This window comes from Brachyspira suanatina, from assembly GCF_001049755.1.
Lineage (GTDB): Bacteria > Spirochaetota > Brachyspiria > Brachyspirales > Brachyspiraceae > Brachyspira > Brachyspira suanatina.
In genome coordinates this window covers 1,032,960-1,058,987 of sequence record NZ_CVLB01000001.1, presented here as the reverse complement: position 1 = coordinate 1,058,987, position 26,028 = coordinate 1,032,960, and the positions used below count along the sequence as shown (strand labels likewise).

At 28.5% G+C, this 26,028-nt stretch carries 23 protein-coding genes and 2 pseudogenes; 1 reads left to right on the top strand and 24 read right to left on the bottom strand.

The features are described from left to right. Positions 1-27: 27 nt before the first annotated feature. From dnaJ to BRSU_RS04650, 16 genes are all read right to left on the bottom strand, one after another. Positions 28-1,158 carry a molecular chaperone DnaJ gene (dnaJ, locus tag BRSU_RS04720; protein ID WP_048594137.1) on the bottom strand — a complete coding sequence of 377 codons (1,131 nt, stop codon included), beginning with the start codon at positions 1,156-1,158 and terminating at the stop codon, positions 28-30. Between the two features lie 45 nt (positions 1,159-1,203). Continuing rightward, positions 1,204-1,494: a DnaJ domain-containing protein gene (locus tag BRSU_RS04715; protein ID WP_048594136.1), complete on the bottom strand. Its 291-nt coding sequence runs from the start codon at positions 1,492-1,494 to the stop codon at positions 1,204-1,206. A gap of 40 nt (positions 1,495-1,534) precedes the next feature. Beyond that, positions 1,535-2,227 (bottom strand): YoaK family protein, encoded by a 693-nt coding sequence (locus BRSU_RS04710; protein WP_048594135.1) that lies wholly within the window; start codon positions 2,225-2,227, stop codon positions 1,535-1,537. A gap of 138 nt (positions 2,228-2,365) precedes the next feature. Further along, positions 2,366-3,046: an ankyrin repeat domain-containing protein gene (locus tag BRSU_RS04705; protein ID WP_048594134.1), complete on the bottom strand. Its 681-nt coding sequence runs from the start codon at positions 3,044-3,046 to the stop codon at positions 2,366-2,368. A gap of 12 nt (positions 3,047-3,058) precedes the next feature. Next, complete coding sequence (locus BRSU_RS14310) at positions 3,059-3,199, bottom strand: ankyrin repeat domain-containing protein (protein ID WP_083997864.1); 141 nt, start codon at positions 3,197-3,199, stop codon at positions 3,059-3,061. A gap of 105 nt (positions 3,200-3,304) precedes the next feature. Further along, entirely contained in the window at positions 3,305-5,230 is a 1,926-nt protein-coding gene (gene dnaK, locus BRSU_RS04700; protein ID WP_048594133.1) for a molecular chaperone DnaK, read from the bottom strand. A 91-nt stretch (positions 5,231-5,321) separates the two neighbouring features. Next, complete coding sequence (locus BRSU_RS04695) at positions 5,322-5,531, bottom strand: hypothetical protein (protein ID WP_020063423.1); 210 nt, start codon at positions 5,529-5,531, stop codon at positions 5,322-5,324. A gap of 21 nt (positions 5,532-5,552) precedes the next feature. Then, a complete protein-coding gene (locus BRSU_RS04690) occupies positions 5,553-6,158 on the bottom strand; it encodes a nucleotide exchange factor GrpE (protein ID WP_048594129.1) in 606 nt (201 codons plus the stop codon). A 567-nt stretch (positions 6,159-6,725) separates the two neighbouring features. Continuing rightward, complete coding sequence (gene dnaA, locus BRSU_RS04685; protein WP_048594127.1) at positions 6,726-8,117, bottom strand: chromosomal replication initiator protein DnaA; 1,392 nt, start codon at positions 8,115-8,117, stop codon at positions 6,726-6,728. Positions 8,118-8,205: 88 nt separating this feature from the next. Continuing rightward, entirely contained in the window at positions 8,206-8,571 is a 366-nt protein-coding gene (locus BRSU_RS04680) for a YkvA family protein (protein ID WP_048594125.1), read from the bottom strand. 46 nt (positions 8,572-8,617) lie between these two features. Continuing rightward, positions 8,618-8,935: a hypothetical protein gene (locus BRSU_RS04675; protein ID WP_048594123.1), complete on the bottom strand. Its 318-nt coding sequence runs from the start codon at positions 8,933-8,935 to the stop codon at positions 8,618-8,620. Further along, a complete protein-coding gene (locus BRSU_RS04670) occupies positions 8,932-9,222 on the bottom strand; it encodes a hypothetical protein (protein ID WP_048594121.1) in 291 nt (96 codons plus the stop codon). The genes BRSU_RS04675 and BRSU_RS04670 overlap by 4 nt, the downstream gene beginning before the upstream one ends. Before the next feature lie 164 nt (positions 9,223-9,386). Next, entirely contained in the window at positions 9,387-9,941 is a 555-nt protein-coding gene (locus tag BRSU_RS04665) for a GNAT family N-acetyltransferase (RefSeq protein WP_048594119.1), read from the bottom strand. A gap of 11 nt (positions 9,942-9,952) precedes the next feature. Next, positions 9,953-10,489: a methylated-DNA--[protein]-cysteine S-methyltransferase gene (locus tag BRSU_RS04660; RefSeq protein WP_048594116.1), complete on the bottom strand. Its 537-nt coding sequence runs from the start codon at positions 10,487-10,489 to the stop codon at positions 9,953-9,955. Then, on the bottom strand, positions 10,486-11,127 hold the full coding sequence (locus tag BRSU_RS04655; protein WP_048594114.1) for an isochorismatase family protein: 642 nt from the start codon (positions 11,125-11,127) through the stop codon (positions 10,486-10,488). The genes BRSU_RS04660 and BRSU_RS04655 overlap by 4 nt, the downstream gene beginning before the upstream one ends. Positions 11,128-11,152: 25 nt before the next feature. After that, positions 11,153-11,725, bottom strand: a complete 573-nt coding sequence (locus BRSU_RS04650) for an HD domain-containing protein (protein WP_048594112.1) — start codon at positions 11,723-11,725, stop codon at positions 11,153-11,155. Between the two features lie 178 nt (positions 11,726-11,903). Here BRSU_RS04650 and BRSU_RS04645 point away from each other — a divergent pair, with 178 nt between their 5' ends. Beyond that, positions 11,904-13,184: an ankyrin repeat domain-containing protein gene (locus tag BRSU_RS04645; RefSeq protein ID WP_048594110.1), complete on the top strand. Its 1,281-nt coding sequence runs from the start codon at positions 11,904-11,906 to the stop codon at positions 13,182-13,184. A gap of 10 nt (positions 13,185-13,194) precedes the next feature. Here the strand turns inward: BRSU_RS04645 and BRSU_RS04640 are convergent, their stop codons facing one another. The 8 genes and pseudogenes from BRSU_RS04640 to BRSU_RS04605 all read right to left on the bottom strand — a co-directional run bounded on the left by BRSU_RS04640 (position 13,195) and on the right by BRSU_RS04605 (position 26,002). Then, the gene (locus BRSU_RS04640; RefSeq protein WP_048594108.1) at positions 13,195-13,941 is read right to left on the bottom strand and encodes an ankyrin repeat domain-containing protein; all 747 of its coding nucleotides are present in this window, start codon (positions 13,939-13,941) and stop codon (positions 13,195-13,197) included. Between the two features lie 115 nt (positions 13,942-14,056). Continuing rightward, positions 14,057-16,099, bottom strand: a complete 2,043-nt coding sequence (gene obgE / locus BRSU_RS04635) for a GTPase ObgE (protein ID WP_048594106.1) — start codon at positions 16,097-16,099, stop codon at positions 14,057-14,059. A 239-nt stretch (positions 16,100-16,338) separates the two neighbouring features. Next, positions 16,339-17,550 (bottom strand): OmpA family protein, encoded by a 1,212-nt coding sequence (locus BRSU_RS04630; RefSeq protein ID WP_048594105.1) that lies wholly within the window; start codon positions 17,548-17,550, stop codon positions 16,339-16,341. 15 nt (positions 17,551-17,565) lie between these two features. Next, positions 17,566-18,897: pseudogene (locus BRSU_RS04625) on the bottom strand (methyl-accepting chemotaxis protein); the annotation flags it as partial. Between the two features lie 10 nt (positions 18,898-18,907). Further along, positions 18,908-20,527: pseudogene (locus tag BRSU_RS15070) on the bottom strand (methyl-accepting chemotaxis protein); the annotation flags it as partial. A 190-nt stretch (positions 20,528-20,717) separates the two neighbouring features. Further along, positions 20,718-23,573, bottom strand: a complete 2,856-nt coding sequence (locus tag BRSU_RS04615; protein ID WP_048594101.1) for a methyl-accepting chemotaxis protein — start codon at positions 23,571-23,573, stop codon at positions 20,718-20,720. A 76-nt stretch (positions 23,574-23,649) separates the two neighbouring features. Further along, the gene (gene atpD / locus BRSU_RS04610; protein WP_048594099.1) at positions 23,650-25,062 is read right to left on the bottom strand and encodes a F0F1 ATP synthase subunit beta; all 1,413 of its coding nucleotides are present in this window, start codon (positions 25,060-25,062) and stop codon (positions 23,650-23,652) included. A gap of 46 nt (positions 25,063-25,108) precedes the next feature. Then, complete coding sequence (locus tag BRSU_RS04605) at positions 25,109-26,002, bottom strand: inositol monophosphatase family protein (protein ID WP_048594098.1); 894 nt, start codon at positions 26,000-26,002, stop codon at positions 25,109-25,111. Positions 26,003-26,028 lie beyond the last annotated feature (26 nt).

Here is a 26,028-nt window from a genome sequence, read left to right as displayed (position 1 = left end):
ATAATTATTGTAATTATTAATTTACTATTACCAATTACTTTTATTAGGTTTTCTTAAAGTAGGTTCATCATTAGAAGGCATAACCTTTTTAAGCTCATTAAACAATCTTTTTTCTTCAGCAGATAATTTAGATGAAACATCTATATTAACTACAACAAGTAAATCACCTCTTCCGGATCTGTTTATATGAGTTGCCCCACTTCCTTTTAATTTAAATATTTGTCCGCTATTAGTTCCTGCTGGAATTTTTATTTTAACTTTCTTTTTATCTAAAGTTTGTATATAAATATCAGCACCCAATGCTGCCTGTGCAATATTGATTCCTACTTCTGTTACCAAATCTATACCATCTCTCACAAAGTAAGGATGAGGACTAACATGTATATATAGATATAAATCTCCTGCTACTCCTCCGCCTATAGCCTCTCCTTCTCCGCTTACTCTAAGCTGAGTATTATCTTCAATACCTTTAGGAATATTAACAGAGATAGTTTTAACTTTCTTCACTGTACCAGTTCCACGGCAATTTTTACAAGGTGTTGTAACTATAGAACCACTTCCATTACATCTATTACATGTTCTTCTTACACTGAAGAATCCTTGAGCCATTCTAACCTCTCCGCTTCCTCCGCAAGTAGGACATGTTTGAGTTTTAGTTCCAGGTTCTGCTCCTGTACCATGACAAACATCACAAATATCATTTTTATCTAATTTGATTTCCATTTTTTTACCAAAAACAGCATCCTCTAAAGATAAAGTAACATCATGCCTTATATCATTTCCACGTCTTTGAGATCTTGATCCTCTTCCAGAAAATCCACCACCAAAAAATGAACTGAATATATCATCTAAATCACCAAATCCGCCGCCACCGCCGAACATTGATGAGAAGTCAAAACCACCTCTGCCATAAGCATCAGCAAAATCACTATGAACTCCTTGGAAACCAAATTGATCGTATTGGGCTCTTTTTTTCTCATCAGATAATATTTCATAAGCCTCTGTAGCTTCTTTAAATTTATCTTCAGCTTCTTTATTTCCAGGATTCCTATCAGGGTGATACTGCATAGCCAATTTTCTGTATGCTTTTTTTATTTCATCATTAGTAGCAGTCTTTGCCACTCCTAATACTTCGTAATAGTCTCTTTTTTCTGCCATTTATCATATCCTCTTAATAAAATTATCTATTCTAAATATTAAAAATCATTTTCTTCTTCTGCTTAATATTAAACCTAATCCTACTCCTGCAGCAGCCAAACCTCCAACAACATATTTATTGGAAGATAAATATTTAATATTATACTGCATACGAGTATCTTTATTAGATAAAATCTCATAAGCTTCATTTATATCTACAAACATATTATGAGCATTTTCATCACCAGGATTTCTATCCGGATGATATTTCATAGCCAATTCTCTATAAGATTTTTTTATCTTTTCATTGCTTGAAAATATAGTAACATCAAGTATTTTATAATAATCTTTATCCATAATAAATATCCTTTAATTATATAAAAAATTACCAATACATTTATTTTTCAAAAAACATTAAACTTTCAACAATAAATAATAATCCAGAAGCAATCCATATAGATCTAATACCAAAAATATTAGTAAAAAAACTTCCTAAAAAAGCACCTAAAGTAAATGAAAATAGAATCGTTAAATATATAACTCCATTTTTTAAACCAGTCTTATCCTTATTAAATAAAAATCTAAATAAATTATCAGAAGCTGATTTCAAATTACCTGTGCACATATTTGTAACATAAGCAAGTCCTTCAACCTTATTGAAAGTTATCATCAAAGTTGCTGACATAAATGATATAACACTAACAACTACAATATTTGAAATACCCTTGTGTAAAAAACCAACTATAAAAAGTATAACAGCAGCCATTAGTATAATAACATATTCTAATTCCATTAACTTTTTTTTATTTAAAACTTTTTTTATATATAAAGCAGTCCAAATACCAACAACAAAAACTAAAATAGGTATTAAGTAATGCATAGTATCTGCGAATTCCTTCTTTGCCAAATGCATAGCAAAAAATATCATATTGCCAGTTTGAGCATAAGCGAATACTCCATCTCTGGTAATATAAGTATAAGCATCAACAAATCCGCCAACTAAAGTAAGTATAGAAGCTATGTATATAGTTTCTGTTGTATGAATGGATTCGTTTTTTCTCTTTATAAAAGCTATAAAACTATTTTTCACTTTTTTACCTTGATTTTTTATTGGCAACTATTATAACATAAAAAAACATTTTTAGAAACATTTTTATAGTTCCAATTTTTAAATATATTAAAACATAAATTTATAAAAAATTATCAAAGAACAAAAAATATATTTAAATTATTTATAATTTTTTAATAACTCAGCAATTTCATAATGTCCGTTTTTTAAAGCGTCATTTAAAGCATGCCTATCATTTTTCACATTGACTTTATTTTCAAGCAAATATTTAACAACTTCTAAATGTCCATTTTTTGCTGCATTGCTTAAAGGTGTTATTCCGTATTTATCACCTATTATATTTATGTCTGCTCCTTTTGAAACTAAATATTTCACTATATCTAAATGTCCATTCCCAGATGCATATACTAAAGCCGTTCGATATGAATAATCTCTCATATTAACATCTGTTCCTAATTCTATTAAATATTTAACTATATCAAAATATCCATTTTCAGAAGCATATACTAAAGCAGTATCTCCGTCCCTATTTTCATTATCAATATCTGCACCTTTGTCGATTAAATACTTAACAATTTCCAAATAACCATTATTTGATGCATACATTAAAGCCGTTTGATATCCATTATCTTTTATATCAATTTTAGCCCCATTATCTATTAAACATTTAACAATATTATAATGCCCATTTTGTGATGCATTTATTAAAGCAGTTTCGCCTCTTTCATCTTGAATATCAACATCTGCTCCCTGCTCTATTAAATATTTCACTATTTTTTCATGTCCGTTCATAGAAGCCATAATCAAAGCATCAGTATTTTCAGCATTATGCTCTATCAAATATTTAACAATTTAAAAATAACCAAATCCTGAAGCTGTATTTAAAGGAGTATTACCATATCTGTTTTTTATATTAACATCAGCACCATTTGATATAAAAACTTTTACTCTTTCAAAATCATTATTTTTAATAGCTTCTAATAACTCAATCATTTTATATACTTCATAAAAATATAGGCGGCTGAAAATCAAACCTTAAAAATTAACTTCCAACCGCCCATTAGACTTTATATATTCAACTTTTACTTTTTATCTATATTATTTTTTGTCATTATCATCAACAACTTCATAATCAGCATCAACTACGCCGTCATCTTTTCTGCCTGAATCTTGGCTGTTATTTTGCTGTGCTTGCTGTCCTGCATCAGGCTGTGCTTGCTGCTGTGCTCCTGCTTGTTTATAAAGTGCCTCTGAAGCTTTGCTCCATGCTGCTTGTAAATCGTCTGTAGCTCTTTTAATATTGTCTGTATTATTAGAATCTACTGCTGATTTCAATGCACTCATTTTTGATTCAATTTCAGACTTATCTGATGGCTGTAATTTATCGCCGTTTTCTTTCAATAATTTTTCTGTCTGATAAATCATATGATCAGCATTGTTTTTAGCTTCAACTTCCTCTTTTTTCTTCTTATCTTCTTCAGCATGTTTTTCAGCGTCCTGAACCATTTTGTTTATTTCATCTTCGCTTAATCCGCTTGAAGAAGCTATTGTTATTTTCTGCTCTTTACCAGTACCTAAATCTTTAGCTGTAACATGTACGATACCGTTAGCGTCAATATCAAATGAAACTTCAATTTGTGGTACTCCTCTTGGTGCAGGTGGTATTCCTACCAAGTCAAATCTTCCAAGCTCTCTGTTGTCATTAGCCATTTTTCTTTCACCTTGTAATACTCTAATAGTTACAGATGATTGATTGTCTGCTGCTGTAGAGAATACTTGTTTTTTATTTGTAGGTATAGTAGTGTTTCTGTTGATTAAAACAGTCATTACTGAACCTTCTGTTTCAATACCAAGTGAAAGCGGAGTAACGTCAAGAAGAAGAACGTCTTTAACATCACCTTTAATGATACCGCCTTGTACTGCAGCACCCATTGCTACTGCTTCGTCTGGGTTTACGCTTTTATTTGGTTCTTTTCCAAATATGTTTTTAACTGTTTCCTGTACTAAAGGTACTCTTGTAGAACCTCCAACAAGTATAACTTCATCTATATCGCTAGTAGAAAGTCCTGCATCTTTCAATGCTTTTTCACATGGGATACGAGTTTTTTCTACTAAATCTCTTACTAAATCCTCAAATTTTGCTCTTGATAAAGATACATTCAAGTGTTTAGGACCTGATGCATCTGCTGTCAAGTATGGCAAGTTAATATCAGTTTGTAATGAACTTGAAACTTCTTTTTTAGCTTTTTCAGCAGCTTCTTTTAATCTCTGTAAAGCCATTTTATCATTGTTCAAGTCAACGCCTGTATCTTTCTTAAACTCATCTATTAACCAATCGATAATAGCTTGGTCGAAGTCATCACCACCCAAGTGAGTATCACCATTTGTACTTTTTACTTCAAATACACCGTCAGCTAATTCAAGTATAGATATATCGAAAGTACCGCCACCCAAGTCATAAACTGCGATTTTTTCATCTTTCTTTTTCTCCATACCATAAGCTAAAGCTGCAGCAGTAGGTTCATTTATTATTCTTAATACATTAAGTCCAGCAATACGTCCAGCATCTTTAGTAGATTGTCTTTGGCTGTCATTGAAGTATGCAGGTACTGTAATGATTGCATCTGTTACAGTTTCACCTAAATATTCTTCTGCTGTTTGTTTCATCTTTTGAAGTATTCTTGCACTTATTTCCTGAGGAGTGAAGTTTCCTTCTAAAGTTTTAATTTTTACTTTTCCGCCGTCTTCTATAACAGTATAAGGCATTCTTGAACGCTCTTCTGTTACTTCAGCATAAGTGTTACCCATAAATCTTTTAATAGAGAAGATTGTATTTTCTGGGTTAGTTACCATTTGGTTTTTAGCAGGCTGTCCTACTAATACTTCGCCTTTATTTGTAAATGCTACTACAGAAGGAGTTGTTCTGTTTCCTTCAGCATTTGTTATTACTACAGGCTTACCGCCTTCCATTACTGATACACATGAATTTGTTGTTCCTAAATCTATTCCAATTATTTTACTCATAATAAATTTCTCCTTTTATTCAATATTACTAAATCTTTTAATATTAAAATTAATATTTATATATTTTAAATTGTTTATATATTATTTGTTATTAGTCCTTCGTCAGAACGCTAACAACATATTCAGTATGACCATTACCTAAATGTGAAGTAGTAAGGTCAACATTGATTACTTCTTTGTCTTTAATATGATTATTTATTGCATCACTTAAATCCTGAAGAACTCTGTTTATATGCTGTATGTTTTCTTTTTTGTCTGCTTTCGGCTCGTAATAAGCTCTAAAAAGTTGAATATGTGCCATAAAATCTCCTAATTAATTTATTTATTCTTTAGCAGCAGCCGGCTTTCCAACTACCACTTTAGCTGTTCTCAAAAGTTCATCATTCAATTTATAACCTTTAGCATAAACTTCAACAACCTTTTCCTTATCTATATCAGGAACTTCAATCATAGTTAATGCTTCATGTACATTAGGATCAAATTCCTCACCTAAAGACTCTATTTCAGTAACTCCATTGTCATGCATAAAGTCTATAAACTGTTTATGTATTAATTCTATGCCTTTATAGTATTCACTGCCCTGAACATTAGAATCTTGCTCGCCTGCTTTCAATGCTCTTTCAAAATTATCCATAAAAGTCAAAAGAGATAATAATAAGCCTTTATTTGCTCTTTTTATGCTGTCAGTTTTTTCTTTAGCAGTTCTTTTTCTTATATTTTCTGCCTCTGCCATAGCATACATATATTTATTTTTCATATCAGCAGATTCATTTTCTAATTCTTCTATTCTTTTTTTCAAAGCAGTTATTTCATCTTCCTCATTATTATTTTCAGCATTCTCTTCTGATTGCTCATTATTTTCAACAGCCTCTGCTTCTGTATTTTCTTCCTCTTTATCTTCACTGTTTTCTTTTATTTCTTCTTCCATTTATTCTCCTTTTAATTAACTATTATTTTATGACTTTTAATATTCTCAACTTTATACTACTAATATATGCAATAAATGTGCCAATAATTAAAGTCTTCTATATTATTTCTTAATTATTTTCTTATATATAAAGTTTAAATAATATATTTGATTAAAAACAACAAGTTAATACACTACATATAAAACATATAAATAGTAAAAAACTGCTAATAATACACTAATGTATTATGATATACTATTTAGTATAATACAAAAACATACTAAAATATATATGTAATTTTTAATTATATGCAAATATACAAATATATAATATTAAATGTATCATTTTTATACAGAAAAAATATTCGATTATGTATTATTATTATACATATCAATATAATAAAAGTATTATGATGATAATTTTGAACAGTTAAAAAAGAATTTAGGTTAAAAAAGTATCACCCTGGATAAAAGACATCAGGGTGATAAGGAGGTTTATGAAAAATTGTATTAATTTAATAATACTATTAAATTATATATAAAATCTTATAAAAGTCAATCGTTTTTTTACAGATTATTTGAATAATTTTATGATATTCCTGCTATTATATCATTGATTTCTGAGTATAAATGTGAGCCTGTTTTCAACTCATCTTTAACTTTATCTCTGGCATGTATTACAGAAGCATGATCTCTGTTAAAATCAAGCCCTATTTCTGTAACCGATTTTTTAGAATATTCGCATGCTAAATATATGGCAACATGCCTAGCTTTAGATATAAATTTCGTTCTATCTTTGCTTTCAAAAGATGATATTTCTACACCATAATAATCTGCCACTATCTTTTTTATCTCTTTTATAGTAGCATTCTTCAATTTAGGCTTATTTGTGAAATAATCTTTAAATATATCAAGTTTTTCGCATTGCTCTATATCAGGAGTTATTTTCATTAAATCCCTAACCGATAAATACGCCCTTATTGCTCCTTCAATCTTTCTAACATCTGTTGTAATATTTTCAGCCATATATTTCATAACTTCTTCATCTATACTTGTATGCAAATCGAATAGCTTTCTTTCTATTATGGCTAGTCTAGTTTCATATTGAGGAGGCTCTATTGAAAGAATAAGGCTCTTTTCAAATCTATTTTTTAATCTTGCTTCTATGTTTCTTAACTCTTTAGGAGGCTTATCACTTACAAATACCATCTGTTTTGAAGCATTATCCAAAGCCTGAAATATTTCAAATAGCTCTTTAGATGTTTCCTGAGCACTTTCAAGAAGCTGTAAATCATCTAATAAAAGCATATCTAAAGATTTATATCTTTTCTTGAAAATTTCTGGTTTTTTATTCTGAAGTCCTGATACATATTCATCTCTGAAACCGCTTCCGTCTATATAAAGAACTTTAGCATTAGGATTGCTTTGCATATAACTATTGCCTATAGCCTGAAGTAAATGCGTCTTTCCTATGCCTACACTTCCATATATATAAAGTGGGTTATATTCTTTACCAGGATTAGATGATACATATTTGGCCGCTGCAAATACATATTTATTATTATTTCCCTGTATAAAATTATCAAATCTGAAATAATCATTTAAATTGCTTTTATTATAAGCATTTTCTTTTTTGGAAACATCTAATACATTTTTATTAGAAGGATTTTCAATATTATGAGTATTATCAACTGGTTCCTCAATTTCTTCTACATGTAAATATTTATCAACAAGTTCAGCATCTACTTTAACATCCAAATCTATATTATGGCCTAACTTATCTTCAAAAAAATCTTTTATTCTTCCTAAAAAATCTTTTTTTATATGTGCTGCTGTAAAATCTCCTGAACATACTATATCAGCTTTATTCTCATCATCAGCTACAATAACACTGCCTTTGAGTAAAGCAACACCTGCAAATTCATCATCTTCACTTATAATATCTAAAAATTCATTCCAATATTTATTTATCTCTTCCATCTTTCTATCTTTAAAATATATTCTAACTATCTTATAATCGGAATTTATAATTTTTAGTTAACATAGAAAATTATAGCATATATAATCATTAATTAGATGAAACTTTAAAAACTAATACTATAAGAAGTACTAATATAAGTATAAATATTACAGTTAATATAAACGAAGCCCATTTTATATATTTAATTATTTTATATATAGATGTATCTTTATCTAAAACAGTATTTTGAATGCCATGCAAAGCGGATACTATTAAAAACATGGCATCTTCTCCCCAACCAGCAATAGGTATAACATCAGGAATAAAATCAACAGGAGAAACTGTGTATATCAAAGCAAGTACAAATGGAATCCAAGAAAGTATAGAATTTAAAGATTTATTTTTATCAGGCTCATCATTATTAACTATTTCAGGTTCAAATACCTTTTCTTCTTCTTTTTCATTATCAAACATATGTTCCTCTAAAATTTAATTCTAATAAATTATTAAGTTTTTAATATTATAAAGCAGGAGAATGATATCCTTTATAATTACCATTTGGATGACGCATACATTTTGCTGAAGTTAATTGTTTTATAGTTTTATATTGATTACCGCAGTATTTACAAGTATATTCATCTTTTTCAATGCCTTCATAAAGTTTATGCTTACCTTTATAATTTCCTTCAGGATAACGCATACAATTTTGGGAAGTTAATAATTTCACAGAACTAAATTTATTACCGCAGTATTCGCAATAGAAATTTTCCTGAGTTTTAGGTCTTAAGCTAGCAGTAAAACAAAAAAATACCAAAGTTATTATATATAATGTTCTCATTTTTTATCACCTGAAATTAAATCTTTATATTTAGAGTCTTTAAATTCTATATAAGGTTTGGAGCTAAGCATATGAATAGCTGTTATAAGAGAATAGCTGATCCAAGCCTTTTTTTCTGTAGGTTTAGACGATGAAGATTCATTTTTTTTAAGAATCTCATTTAAAGATTCTGCTATATCATCAATATGCTCTTCAAAAAAATCCTCGCATTCATCGCATGTATCCATAGTAGCCTGCCCTTGTATTTCTTCTACATTTTTTCCGCACCAAACACATTTTACAGACATTTATACACCTCTTAAGAATTTATTTTTCGCCGTATATTATACAAATAATATTTAATTTGTAAAGATTTTAAAGATATAATTTTATATATTTTTATGCGAATTTATAGAAATTAATAAACATAATTCTATAGTTTCAAAGATTTTTTTATATTAAAACAAGTATTTTATACTTCATCATTTATTATAGTCATATGAACATGATCTTCCCATTTGCCGTTAATTTTTAAATATTTTTTGGCAAGTCCCTCATATTCAAAGCCAAGTCTTTTAGCCAATTCCAAAGAAGGTTTATTATGAGGCATTATATTAGCCTCTATTCTATGAAGTTTCAGTTCTTTAAATACTATTATTATGGCTGCTTTAAGTGCTTCTGTCATATAACCTTTATGCTGTTCAAATTCATCTAATTTGTAACCAACCGTACATGATAAAAAAGCCCCCATAGAAATATTAGTGAAATTAATCATTCCTATAATTCTTTTTTTATCTTCTATTTTATAAATCCAAAATTTAAGCATTCTTTTATATTTAACTTCTTCAAGCTCTCTTTTTATTATATCTTTATGAGTATTAACCTTATAAAATACATCAGGTCTTTGAGGATCAAACTCTTTAAAAAACTCTTTATTTCTGCTGTAAAAATCAACTATCTCAGAAGCGATATTTACATTAGGCTGAACTAGAAAAAGCCTATTTGTTTTATAAGTTTTTTTAAGCATATAAGATCAACCTACTTCATTATAATTTTAGAATTAACTATATTAAAACCTTCATGCTTTAGTAAATATTCTTTTTTATTAAGTCCGCCTGCATATCCTGTTAATTTTTTATTTACTCCTACAACTCTATGACAAGGTATTATAATAGCTATTTTGTTTTTTCCCTCAGCTGTACCTACTGCTCTTGATATGCTTCCCTTTTTATCTGAAATATTTCTTGCTATATCAGAATATGTAACAACTTTTCCGAAAGGTATTTTTGAAGTTTCCATCCAAACATTATATTGAAAATCTGTACCATATACAGCTAAAGGCAGAGAAAATTTTTTTAAACCATTTGAAAAATAATCATCTAATTCTTTTTTTGCTTTCTTTATTATAGATGGCTCTTCATCATTTAATGATATATTTATATTATTTAAATTAAATTCCAATGATGTAATATATTGATAAGTTTCATCAGCAGTTAGTATTAAATCACCAATAGGGCTTTTATAAATATAGGCTTTATTAAAATTAGATTTTTTTTCAAGCCTAATAATTTTCACAATCTAACCTTTTTAAGATTGATAAGAGGACAAGAAGTATATAAACCCTCAATAGATTCGGGATTAACCGCAGCAGAAGCATATTCAAGTACATTTACACTTACTAAATATTCTGCATCTATAGAAGCTACATATTCAGCAGTGTCTCTTGCTGTAAAAAATACACAGTAATCAAGAGCAACCCCAACAAAATCAAGAACTAAAGTTTCTTTATTTTCTCTTGCAGCATCTATAAACTCTTTATGCATATAAGAAAATCCGGAGTTACCTTCATCATCAGGATCAACTCCCTTTTGAACATATATGTAATCTCTCTTCTTTCTAAGTCCATCAACTATAGCAGAACCATAAGTCCTAGCAACACAATGACGAGGCCATAAAGTAAGAATCTCTTCATCTCCTGTATCTTGATCTATAACTTTAATTTTTGAAAAAGGCTCTTTTTCATGAGTTGAAGCAAAAGATATATGATTGGAAGGATGCCAATCCTGAGTTGCAATTATAGCATCATACTCTCCATTTTTTATAAGATCATTTATAACGGGCACTAATTTAGCAGCACCTTTAACAGCCATAGGGCCGCCTTCCATATAATCATTTTGCATATCTACTATTGTCAGTATCTTTATTTTACTCATAACCCAAGTCCGTAAATATTAATATTTAGGAAATTTTCTTAAGCCCTATACTCTCTTGCACAGGAATAAGAGCTTCTATAGTTTCTTTTATTAATTCATCCATATTAATGCCTAACATTTCAGCACCTTTATTTATAACTGTTCTATCTACTTTTGCAGCAAATGCTTTATCTTTCAATTTCTTCTTAACAGATTTAACTTCCATATCATCTAAACTCTTTGAAGGTCTAACTAAAGCACATGCAGTAATAAAACCAGAAAGTTCATCAACAGCATATAAAGTTTTTTCCATATTACTTAAAGGTTCAATATCCGTACATAGTCCGTAGCCATGGCTTTGAATTGCTCTTATAAAACTTTCTGGAAGTCCCTCAGCTTCTAGTATTTCTCTCACTTTAATACAATGCTCATCAGGATATTTTTCATAATCCATATCATGTAAAAATCCTACCATACCCCATTCGTCTTCATCTTCGCCGTTTTTCTTGGCAAAATATCTCATCACTGCTTCCACGGATAATGCATGCTTAAATAATGAATGCTCATCATTATATTTTTTAAATAATTCAACAGCTTTATCTCTTTCTATACTGGCCATTTAAAAACCTCCAAATATTATCATAAGTATATATTATATTTTTCTATTTTTCAATATTTTATTCTTATATTTATATAATATTTTAATAACAAAAAAGTTATAATCAAAATAAATATAAAAACGATGATTATAATGTATTAGTATACATAATATTAACTTAATAATAAATGGAAATAATATGAAAAAAATTATAATAATAACATTATTCATAAATATTATTAGTTTGTATGCATTAACAGAAAATGAAAACAAGATGATTAATGCCGTAAAAACAGGGGATATTAGAACGATACAGACTCTTCTATCACAAAATGTAAGTCCTAATATTAAAGATGAAAGAGGATACTCACTAATACATATAGCTGCTGAAAATAATCAAACAGTTTCTATAAATGTACTTAAAAATTCTCCGTATACTGATTTAAATATTCTTTTGGATAATAATACTAAAATAACAAATAAAAATAAATATATAGATGGTTCATACTATTCGGCTATGGATATTGCAACTATAAATAAAAACTTTGAAAGTGTGAAATTATTGATAGATTCTGGAGCCAATATTAATTTCCAAATGAAAGAAAAACCAAGAAGCGAGTTTCTAGCTTCAGAATATGCTAATCCTCAAATATTACAGCTTTATCTTAATAAAAATATATATTTGCTTATGAACAGCGAAGATGTTATATCTTTAATAAAATCAGCAAGCATTGGAAATAATGTAGAAAACATAAACTATTTAGTAAAAGATTTAGGAATAGATGTTGATACTAAAGATACAAATACTATGCTACATTATGCTGTTGGACACGGTTCTATAGAGGCGGCAAGCGAACTTATAAAATTAGGTGCTGATATAGACAATACAAATGCAAACTTAAAAACATCATTGCATTATGTTATAGAAAATAATTCTAATAAATTGCTTGAAAGTGTCAATTTGCTTTTATCAAAAAATGCAAATCCAAATATAAAAGATAAAAATGGAAATACTGCCTTGCATTTAGCTGTAATGAATGCTCATAAATCAAAAAATGAATATATAGAAGTTATAAATGCTTTAATAAAATATAATGCAAATGTAAACATATTAAATGAGAAAAATCAATTAGCATTAAATATAGCAGTTTCAAATAATGATACTGAAATATCCAATATTTTAATAAATGCCAAATCTGAATTAAATAATATGTATAACGGATACGCTCCTATACATACAGCAGTAAAAAATAATAATATGTCTATAACTGATAATTTATTATTAAATGGTGCTAATGTTGATATAAAAGATAAAAGAGGATATAGTCCATTAGCTATAGCTGTAGAAAACAATAATTTAGAAATGTGCAGAAAACTTATAAGAAATAATGCTGTTGTAGATAGTAAAGCAATAGATATAGCAAAGAAAATGAATAACAAAGAAATAAAAAAATTATTAGGACTTGGAGCTATAAATTAAAAATAATTAATTATCTTACAGCACCGTATTTAATTAAAATCTCAGCCATTTTATAATTTTTATTTTCTTCCGACATAGTTAAAGCTGTTTTATTATAATTATTTCTTTTATTTACATCAGCTCCATTTTCTATTAATATTTCAACAAATTCTCTATAATCCAATATAGCAGCATACATCAAAGCACTATATCCATGAATATCCTGAATATTAATATCTGCACCTAAACTAATAAAAGTTTTAATAGTTTCAGCATCAGCTTTATTTAAAATATTATACATCAAAGCTGTTTTACCATCTAAATTCTGAGCATTAATATCAGCACCTGATTCAGCAAGTAATTTTATAATATTAGTATCTCTGCTTGAAGCATACATTAAAGCTGTAGATTTATAATTATCAGTAAGATTAACATCAGCTTTATACCATATAAGCATTTGTATCATATCAAACTCACAAGTATTGCATGCATATATTAAAGCTGTTTTACCGCTGTCGTTTTGCATATTAGGATCTGCATTATTTTTTAATAATAATTCCAGTATATAAATATCTTTATTGAATACTGCATGCATCAAAGGAGTAACGCCGTATCTGTCCTGAACATTAATATTAACATCTTTGCTATTGAGTATATTCCTAATTGACATAATATCGGACTTTTCGGCTGCCATAATTAAATCATTTTCTTTTTGGGTAAATGAATATATAATATTGCAGCATATACTTATAAAAATTATAATAAATACGGTTCTCATAATTTACATTCTATATTAATATTATATAATTCTATTATTAAATAAAAATATATCAAGAAGTAAATTATAAAATTAATCAATATTTAAAATATATATATTTATATAAAATACAATATCAAATATTAACTGCATAAGACAATACGCCATTAACTATTTCTTCTCTCACCTTTCCGCTTTCAACTAATTTTTTTAATAATTCACTTACCCTGCTTTCATCTTCATTAAAACTAATAGCTATCATATGAACAGTATCAGGCTGTCTTATTAAAAAATTTATTATATCTTCTTCGGTGATTTTTTTAGTATTTCCTTTAGCCTTATCCGATACGCTAGGTACATCTATTTCTATATTACAATTTGTTTCAAAATATTTTTTTGCATTCTCCATTTCTTCATCATTCAATGCTTTAGCCTTTTCATTTGAAGTTCTTCTTGTAGCTGTAACAAGCTGTACTCTGTCAGGTTTTATTTTATTTACTATTTTTATTATATCATCAAGCTCTTCTTTGCTGTCATTTATATCTTTAAGTAAAAATACCTCAAGCCAATACTCGCCTTTAAAAACTCTCCTAAACTCTATAAGTCCATTAACCATTTTATCAAAATCAATTTCTTTATTAGGCTGATCTATAAGTTTAAATGTATCCATATTACCAGCATCAAGAGAAGGTATAACCAAATCGGCAATAAGCAAATCAGAACGCATTTCCTGTTTATAAAGTAAAGAACCATTTGTTATAATACATACAGGAATATCAGTTATCTGCTTTATTTCATAAATAAGTTTTTTTAAATCTTTATATAATGTAGGCTCGCCTGAACCTGCAAATGTTATATAATCAATATTTTTATTATTAAGCAAAGCCTCTTTTAATTCATATATTATTTCATCAACAGAATAATAATTAGCAAGACTAGTTCTAGTATTTTCTTCAGAACCTAATTGACAGTATATGCAATTATAAGAGCAAGTTTTATGAGGTATAACATCTATTCCCAAAGAATTACCCAACCTTTTAGATACTACTGGCCCGAATACTCTTTTTGTTTTTAATTTTGACTTAGTTTTATTCTGATTGAGAAGCAAAGGCTCTTTAGTTTCTTTTTTAGTGTTATCATATCTTTCTTCGTTTGCTTTATAGAATGCATTTGTAACTTTATCTAGAAGTTCTCCATCTAAACTAAACACGGATAAAGCAAATATTTCAGGCTCTTCATAATGAGTTTCTTTATTATTTTTATATTCTTTTTTTACTGCTTTTTCTATAGCTTTTACTTTTGCTTTTATCTCATCTTTTTCAAGCATATCAGTTTTATTTAGTACGATAATAGACTTTTTCTTTATTAATTCTTTACTATACTGCTTCAATTCATTTCTAAGTTTTTTATAAGTATCAGCTACATCTTCACCAGTTAAATCTATAACAAAACATAAAGCACCTGTTCTTTCTATATGTCTTAAGAAAGTAAGTCCAAGTCCAGCTCCTTCGCTAGCACCTTCTATGATTCCAGGTATATCAGCAATAACAAAACTTCTCTCATAATCTAAATAACAAACACCCAAATTCGGAGTAAGTGTAGTAAATGGATAAGATGCAATTTTTGGATTAGCTCTTGTAAGTCTTGCAAGCAAACTTGATTTACCAGCATTAGGCATACCTACAAGTCCAATATCAGCTATAAGTTTAACTTCTAATCTTATATTTAATTTCTCACCATCTAAACCATGCTGAGCATAATCTGGTGCCTGATTTGTAGCTGTGGCATAGAATTTATTTCCTTTTCCGCCTTTTCCTCCTCTAGCAACAGTATAGCTTTGTCCGTCCTCGAGTAAATCAGCCAATATATTATTTGTATCTTCATCATAAACAACTGTACCAATAGGAACTCTTATAACAACATCATCTCCCCTTTTACCGTCACTTAATCTAGCTCTTCCAGGTTCTCCGTCTCTTGCTCTGAATCTTTTTCTGCTTTTTATCTTACCGAAACTATTTATTCTTGCATCCACTCTAACGATAACATCTCCGCCGTCTCCTCCATTTCCTCCGTCAGGACCTCCCATAGGTACATGGGCCTCTCTTCTGAAACTTACGCTTCCAGCTCCTCCATGTCCTGCTTCTATCTCAAAACTTACTACATCTATAAATTGATCCATTTTATTATTACCTTGCTAATTAATTATTTTTGATTTATTGAATATTAATTATATTATAAAAACATATTTTATCAATGCTATAAATTAGAAATATATAGCTACACTATAGTATAAAATTTATTCAACTTTTTCAACTAATATGCTATAAACAAATTGAAAAATAAAATAATGATTAAAAATAGATTTATTAAGAAATTTAATTTTATTATTAATTACAAATTATTTCTTAGCAAAAATTATTATCTTAATTTGATTATGATATCAACTCTTCTATTTTTTCTTCTTCCTTCTGCTGTATCATTGGAAGCTATAGGTTCATCATCTGCAAAACCTTTATAAGATAATTTATCATGATCAAGATTAGGCAAGATATAATCTGCAACTGATTTTGCTCTTTTTTCTGATAAGTCCTGATTATATTCTTTTCTTCCTGTATTATCAGTATGCCCTTCTACTATTATTTCTCTGTCAGGATAAGTTTCTTTTATTGCCTTAATAACATTATCTATAGTATTTTTTGCTTCGGGTTTCAAAGTATAAGAATCAGTATCAAAAAGAATCTCACCAAGTCTTAATACCAAACCCTCAGGTACTGTATCTATAGTAACATTATCATCATTATAAAGATTATCTTCAAGTTTTTTTCTGTTATAATCTTCTTCTTCTTTTGTTATTGTATCATAAATTTTATAAGTACTGATAATATTCATTTTATACTGCAAACTAGCATAAGATAATTCTTTTCCATAACCAAATAATATTTGATATCTCTCCTGCTGAGATACAGGAATATTTTTTTCCATATCCCAAAGAAATGTACCATAATTAAAGCCATATATTCTTTCTGGATAACCTTTTCTTGAAAGCCCAGCCTGAAGTAAATCTTTATCAGTCATAATATGATATTGTATAACAGCATTTCTGCTTCCGTCATCATTAGTTTCAATATTGGCGAATAGATAATCAGATGATAATGCCATTGTTAAATTAGGAGCATTATTTACTTTAACAATTTCTATAGATTCTCTGTTCCAAGATTCAGTAAGTTTTACTTCATTATCAGGAAAAGTCGGGACATGTCTTACATTCGGCATAAAATAATTATAAGGTACTTCAAATTTTCCATTAGTATGAATTATAAAATCGCTTGTATATTCTTCATCAAGATGAAAAACTTTATCACCTTTCATCATTCTAAAAATCTTGAATACTCCGCTTACTCTATATCCGCCTTTTGGAGCTATGGCAATGACTGTTAAATCAACTATATTTCTTTCTTTATATGTGCTTGTCAATATTCCATTTTCATAATATTCTACATCTGCTGTTTTTACAGATTCTATTCTTTTTCCTTTTTCTAAATTCCAATAGAATTTATGTGTTATTTCACAATGTAAAATACTGAAAATCAAAGTAGAAAATATAAAAATAAATAAACTAATTCTTTTCATAAACTTTTAATAAAATTATTTTTTTCCTTTAGCACTTTCTTTTTTCAACTCTTTCAATCTTCTCTTTTCTTCTTTTATTCTATTTTTCTCCGCCTTACGTTCTAATCTGATTCGCTTCTTATCTACTGCTGTTGATTTACTCTTCTCCCTTGCTATCTCTTCTTCACTCTTCTCTGTTTTGAAAGATATTACTAATTTATACAACTGAAGGAAGATATACTGCAATTCCTTGATTCGCTTGTCCATTGTCTCCATATTATGACTGCTTGTACTTGACAAATTCGATACATTCTCTATTGAATTTACAAGCTCCTTCATCTCATTTTCTGCTGTATTAACTACATTAACTACATCTTCTGCTAACTTATCTACACTAGAAATATTCTGACTAACCGCAGAACTCATCTGCATCTGCTTTAAAGATAATTCCTGTACATCTTCTGTAATACTATTCAAATTGCTAATATTCATCAAGATCTCTCGGCGACCTATATCTAATTCATCATTCGCACCGGATATTGTTGATATCAAATCCGCTAAAGTATTAGAACCTTCTAATATCTTCTCCATTGATTCAGAACTCTTGAATGCTAAAGATACTGTATGATCTATTGCCTGAGTTGTCTCTTCAATTATCTCATTAATAATCTTAGAGTTCTCACCTGTATCCTCTGCCAACTTTCTAATCTTATCCGCTACTACTGTAAATCCGCGGCCATGTTCTCCGGCATGCGCTGCCTCTATCGCTGCGTTCATAGCTAAGAGGTTAGTCTGTTCCGCTATATTATGAATTACCTGTGTAATATTAGTAATCTGTTTAGAATATTCTTTAATACTTTGTATAGAATCTACTACTGACTCTCCTATATTACTTCCATCTTGAGCTTCAGTGTATAGAATCTTAGCATAATCATTAGCTTTAGTTGCTCCATGGCTTACTGTTACTATATTCGCCATCATCTGCTGTACTGAACTACTAGTCTTAGATACCGCTTCTGACTGCTGCTTCATCTTATCATTAATATCATTAATATTTTCTAATAACAACTGAACTGTCTCATTTACTGCCGTAAATCTTGTACGCTGCATAAAGCTTACTCTAGCAGCATTTGCTGATGATTCTGCTATCTTATTAGAATTAGCAAGCTCTGTCTCAAATTCTTTATAAATGGTATTAAAATCACTAATACTTATACTAATAGATGCTCTCATGTTCTGAATATTACCTGTCAAAGTATAAGCATTGTTTTTTACACTAACAATGATATTTTTTACCTTTTCTAAGAACTTATTAAAAGAATGTACTAATTCTCCTGATTCATTATTACTAATAACTGGAAGTCTGATNATTGTTTTTTACACTAACAATGATATTTTTTACCTTTTCTAAGAACTTATTAAAAGAATGTACTAATTCTCCTGATTCATTATTACTAATAACTGGAAGTCTGATTGTTAAATCACCTTCTCCTTCACTCAATGATTCTGATACATTCTTCGCAAATACTAAAGTCTTTCTCAAAGAAAGTATCAAAGCCAATATAACTAATAAAAATGCTAATAAACCTAAATATATTGCTACAGAAGCCTTTATTATAGTATTTCTAAATAATTGATTTTGATAAGCATTACTATGCTGCCATACATTTATAACATATAAATTATTAAATAAAGAATACTTTATAGCTAATATATCAGAGTCCTTAAAAGAAATTACATTTACATCTATTATTCCATTCTTATGATTATTATGTCGGCTATTCTTTATTTCTATACCTATAGCACTGCTGTCCAAATCTCTTTGAGTATTACCTATCAATGAAGGATTATTTGATGCTTTTATATTATATGTATCATCTGTTAAAAATATATTTAAATTAGCCTTAAATAGACTATCTGATAATACTTCTAAATATACTGAGCTTTTAACCTCTAAAGTAATAAAACCTACATTTCTATTATTTAATACAATAGGACTATATATATAAAAAGTATCAGCATTTGGTGTTATATCTATCAAAGAATTAGTTTCTGTAGCTAATCTAGTAAAATAATTACCTGCTATATTAGGTCTTGAATTTGTATTAATACTAGCTAAATTATTAATATCATTATATCTCCAATTTATTGATAAATTATCAACACCATTAGTATTAATATTTATATTAACATTCTTTATATCTGACAAAAACATAGATACAGACGATATATTATTATTGTTAGCATATCTTGTACTTAAATATCTTGATAATATACTAGTATAATCTTCTAAAGTATAATCATTTCTATATATTATATTCATATATGCTACTATATTTTCAGATATTGCAATATATTTTCCTAAAGAATCTGAAATATTATTAATAAAGTCATTAGCATAACCTTTTTTTATTATCATATCATACTGTCTATCATAAATTATTTCAGATCTGTAATGCATACCATTAATTAAAGTAACTATAAATATTACTGTTGCCATTGATACAGGTAAAAAGTTATAAACCATAGGCAAATAATATTCTTTCCCACCTGTTTTTTTATACAATGGTCTTACTAATATATTAAAAAATATAGAAGAAACAGCCATAGCTATAGTAATCAAAAATATAACCATTATTAAACGTATATTAAGTATTTCAAATAATGTTATACTTCCATCTAATATATAAACTGTATAGGAAACAATGGCTACTAAAACTACAGCAATACCAGATTTTACAACATATATTTTTCCTAATGGAATAGATTTTCCTCTTTCCACTTTTAAACAGTCAAAAAACATACTTACTGCTGTAAAAATAGCTAAAAAAAGTATAAATATATATACATATCCTCTTAATGAGCTTGATTGCTGATAAATAGTTTTTAATAGTATGGAATAGGAACCAACTGAGATAGCAGCCATAATCAAGAATGCTATCGGTATATAAAATTTTAATCTTCTTTTTAATCTATCCTCATTTACTTTAAAAAACATATTATTCAACCTATAAAATATTGGGTTACTATTTTAATTTTCGGTATAATAATATCAATATTTAGAAAAATAACCTATTTAATTTTACAAAGTATTTTTATATATTAATATACCATTTTTTATAAAATTTACTAGTTAAAACTATATTTAATTACTAAAAAGTTATATTAAATATACTTAAAGATAGAATTTATTTTTTTCCTTTAGTACTTTCTTTTTTCAACTCTTTCAATCTTCTCTTTTCTTCTTTTATTCTATTTTTCTCGGCCTTACGTTCTAATCTGATTCGCTTCTTATCTACTGCTGTTGATTTACTCTTCTCCCTTGCTATCTCTTCTTCACTCTTCTCTGTTTTGAAAGATATTACTAATTTATACAACTGAAGGAAGATATACTGCAACTCTTTAATTCGCTTGTCCATTGTCTCCATATTATGACTGCTTGTACTTGACAAATTCGATACATTCTCTATTGAATTGACAAGCTCCTTCATCTCATTTTCTGCTGTGTTAACTACATTAACTACATCTTCTGCTAACTTATCTACACTAGAAATATTCTGACTAACCGCAGAACTCATCTGCATCTGCTTTAAAGATAATTCCTGTACATCTTCTGTAATACTATTCAAATTGCTAATATTCATCAAGATCTCTCGGCGACCTATATCTAATTCATCATTCGCACCGGATATTGTTGATATCAAATCCGCTAAAGTATTAGAACCTTCCAATATCTTCTCCATTGATTCAGAACTCTTGAATGCTAAAGATACTGTATGATCTATTGCCTGTGTTGTCTCTTCAATTATCTCATTAATAATCTTAGAGTTCTCACCTGTATCCTCTGCCAACTTTCTAATCTTATCCGCTACTACTGTAAATCCGCGGCCATGTTCTCCGGCATGCGCTGCCTCTATCGCTGCGTTCATAGCTAAGAGGTTAGTCTGTTCCGCTATATTATGAATTACCTGTGTAATATTAGTAATCTGTTTAGAATATTCTTTAATACTTTGTATAGAATCTACTACTGACTCTCCTATATTACTTCCATCTTGAGCTTCAGTGTATAGAATCTTAGCATAATCATTAGCTTTAGTTGCTCCATGGCTTACTGTTACTATATTCGCCATCATCTGCTGTACTGAACTACTAGTCTTAGATACCGCTTCTGACTGCTGCTTCATCTTATCATTAATATCATTAATATTTTCTAATAACAACTGAACTGTCTCATTTACTGCCGTAAATCTTGTACGCTGCATAAAGCTTACTCTAGCAGCATTTGCTGATGATTCTGCTATCTTATTAGAATTAGCAAGCTCTGTCTCAAATTCTTTATAAATGGTATTAAAATCACTAATACTTATACTAATAGATGCTCTCATGTTCTGAATATTACCTGTCAAAGTATAAGCATTGTTTTTTACACTAACAATGATATTTTTTACCTTTTCTAAGAACTTATTAAAAGAATGTACTAATTCTCCTGATTCATTATTACTAATAACTGGAAGTCTGATTGTTAAATCACCTTCTCCTTCACTCAATGATTCTGATACATTCTTCGCAAATACTAAAGTCTTTCTCAAAGAAAGTATCAAAGCCAATATAACTAATAAAAATGCTAATAAACCTAAATATATTGCTACAGAAGATTTTATTATAGTATTTCTAAATAATTCATTTTTATATGCACTATTGTGTTGCCATACATTTATAACATATAAATTATTAAATAAAGAATACTTTATAGCTAATATATCAGAGTCCTTAAAAGAAATTACATTTACATCAGTAATATTATTTCTATAATTGCTATGTTGATTCTTTTTTATTTCTATACCTATAGCACTGCTGTCCAAATCTTTTTGAGTATTACCTATCAATGAAGGATTATTTGATGCTTTTATATTATATGTATCATCTGTTAAAAATATATTTAAATTAGCCTTAAACAGACTATCTGATAATACTTCTAAATATACTGAGCTTTTAACCTCTAAAGTAATAAAACCTACATTTCTATTATTTAATACAATAGGACTATATATATAAAAAGTATCAGCATTTGGTCTTATATCTATCAAAGAATTAGTTTCTGTAGCTAATCTAGTAAAATAATTACCTGCTATATTAAGCCTTGAATTTGTATTAATACTAGCTAAATTATTAATATCATTATATCTCCAATTTATTGATAAATTATCAACACCATTAGTATTAATATTCAGATTAATATCTTCTATTTCCGAAAACAATACAGATACAGATGATATATTATTATCATTGGCATATCTTGTACTTAAATATCTTGATAATATATCAGTATAATTATCCAAAGTATAATTATTTCTATATATCATATTCATATATCCTATGATATTATCAGATACTGTAATATATTTTCCTAAAGAATCTGAAATTTTATTAATAAAGTCATTAGCATAACCTTTTTTTATTATAATATCATATTGTCTATCATAAATTATTTCAGATCTGTAATGCATACCATTAACCAAAGTAACTATAAATATTACTGTGGCTATAGAAATTGGAAGGAAATTATATGCTATAGGCAAATGATATTCTTTCTTACCTGTCTTTTTATACAATGGTCTTACTAATATATTAAAACTACTGGAAGCAATAGACATAGCTACACTAATTAAAAATACAACCATTATTAAACGTATATTAAGCATTTCAAATATTGAAATTCTTCCAAGATATATATGAAGGCTGTATGAAAAAATAGCAACTAAAACTACTGCTATTCCAGCTTTTATTACATAAATTTTACCTATAGCAATAGATTTCCCTTTTTCTAATTTTAAACAATCAAAATAAATACTTATACAAAAAACAGCAATTAAAATAAAAATAAATATATATAAATAGCTTATTATAGAACTTGATAATTGATAAACTGTTTTCAATAAAATAGAAAAAATACCTACCGAAACAACTCCTGCCAAAATAAAAAAAGCAGGCATATAAAATTTTAATCTTCTTTTTAGTACATCCTCATCAACTTTAAAAATCATACCTTGAAACCTACAATTTTATATACTACTAGAATATAGTCGGTAAATATTATTATTTATTTAGCAACAATAATAATTAACTCGATACAGTTTTTGCTTTAGCTACAGCCTCTTCTATGGAGCCTACAAATCTAAATGCCTGATCTGGTAAATCATCATAATCACCATTACAAATACCTTTAAAACTTCTTATAGTATCTTCTAATTTTACGTATCTTCCTTGCAATCCTGTAAATTGCTCACCTACAAAGAAAGGCTGACTTAAGAATTGCTCTATTTTTCTTGCACGTGATACTATTAATTTATCATCTTCTGAAAGCTCATCAGCACCAAGTATAGCAATAATATCCTGTAAATCTTTATATCTCTGCAATATATGCTGAACCTTTCTTGCAACATCATAATGCTCTTGTCCTAATATATTAGGATCTAATATTCTGCTTGTTGAAGCTAAAGGATCAACTGCAGGATAAATACCTTTTTCACTAACTTCTCTTGATAATACAGTAGTAGCATCAAGGTGAGTAAATGCTGTAGCAGGTGCTGGGTCTGTAAGGTCGTCTGCAGGTACATAAACTGCCTGTATAGAAGTAATAGATCCATTTTTAGTGGATGTTATCCTCTCTTGCAAAGCACCCATTTCTGTTGCCAAAGTAGGCTGATATCCAACTGCTGAAGGCATACGTCCAAGTAATGCTGATACCTCACTTCCTGCCTGAGTAAATCTGAATATATTATCTATAAATAATAATACATCTAAACCAGCAGAATCTCTAAAATATTCAGCCATAGTCAAAGCAGATAAAGCTACTCTAAGCCTTGCTCCAGGAGGTTCATTCATTTGACCATAAACAAGACAAGTCTTATTAATAACTCCAGACTCTTTCATCTCTGACCATAAATCATTACCTTCTCTAGTTCTCTCACCTACACCAGCAAATACAGAATAACCGCCATGCTCGCTTGCTATATTATGTATAAGCTCCATTATGAGAACTGTTTTACCTACTCCTGCCCCTCCAAAAAGCCCTGTTTTACCGCCTTTAATATAAGGAGCTAACAAGTCTATAACTTTAATACCTGTTTCAAATATTTCAAGTTTAGGCTCTAAATTTTCAAACTTTGGAGGTGATGCATGTATTGATCTGTATTCTTTGGCTTCTATAGGTTCGCCTTTATCTACAGTCTGACCCAATACATTAAATATTCTTCCTATAGTTTCTGTACCAACAGGCACCATTATATGATTACCTGTATCAAATATATCATCTCCTCTTGATATACCATCCGTAGATTCCAAGGCTATAGCTCTTACCCTGCCACCGCCTAAATGCTGCTGTACTTCACAAATAATATGTCTTTGAACACCTTCTATTTCTTTATCTATATAAAGTGCATTCAATATAGCTGGAAGATGTCCCTCTTCAAACTCAGCATCTAAGGTAGAACCTACAACCTGAATAACTTTTCCTCTTTTTCCTTCTACCATAAAACATTCCTTAATTTTTTTATATATTTTATTACCGATTGAAAACTTATTCAAGTACTTTAGCCATTTCTTTGTGAATTTTTTTATTACTTGCTATATACTGTTCTTTAGAGAAAATATCATATTCTTGCATATTTATATCAGTAACTCTGCCACCTGCCTGTTTTAATATAATAGTACTGGCACATATATCCCAAGGGGAAAGTCCATATTCAAAAAATCCGTCAGCAACCCCTTCTGCTACCATACATATATCAAGAGCAGCTGAACCATCTCTTCTTAAAGCTAAAGTACTTTTTACCATATTGGCAAAATCAACCATTCTGTCATGAAGAAAATCATCGTCTACATTAGCATTATAATAAAATCCTGTTATTATAATAGATTCTATAAGTTTATTACTACTGCTTACCTTTATAACTTTATTATTTTTATAAGCTTTTGACTTAATATGAGCTTTATAAACAGTATCTGTTAAAGGAGCATATACAACACCTAATATAGGTATTCCTTTATAAGCAAGACCTATAGATACACAGTAAAAAGGATAACCATGTACAAAATTACTAGTGCCATCTATAGGATCAACTATCCAAGTAAATTTTTTATTTGTATTATCTTTAGATTCCTCTCCATAAAATCCAAATTTAGGGTAACATTTTAATAGATATTCTTTTATCTTTTTCTCATTTTTTAAATCAACTTCTGTAAATAAATCGGCTTTACCCTTCTTTGATACTTTTCTTGGACATCCGAAATATTTTAAAGAGTACTTACCTGCTTTAATAGCTATACGTTCAGCATCTTTAAGACATTTATTTAATTTAGATTTAGGAAAATCTTTTATTTCATCTAATATACCATCATATTCAGAAGAATTTGAATTTTTATTTTTTTTGGAAAAACCATTTGTAAATATACCTATGATATCATTTAACATATTATCCTCCAATAATAAATATTAAA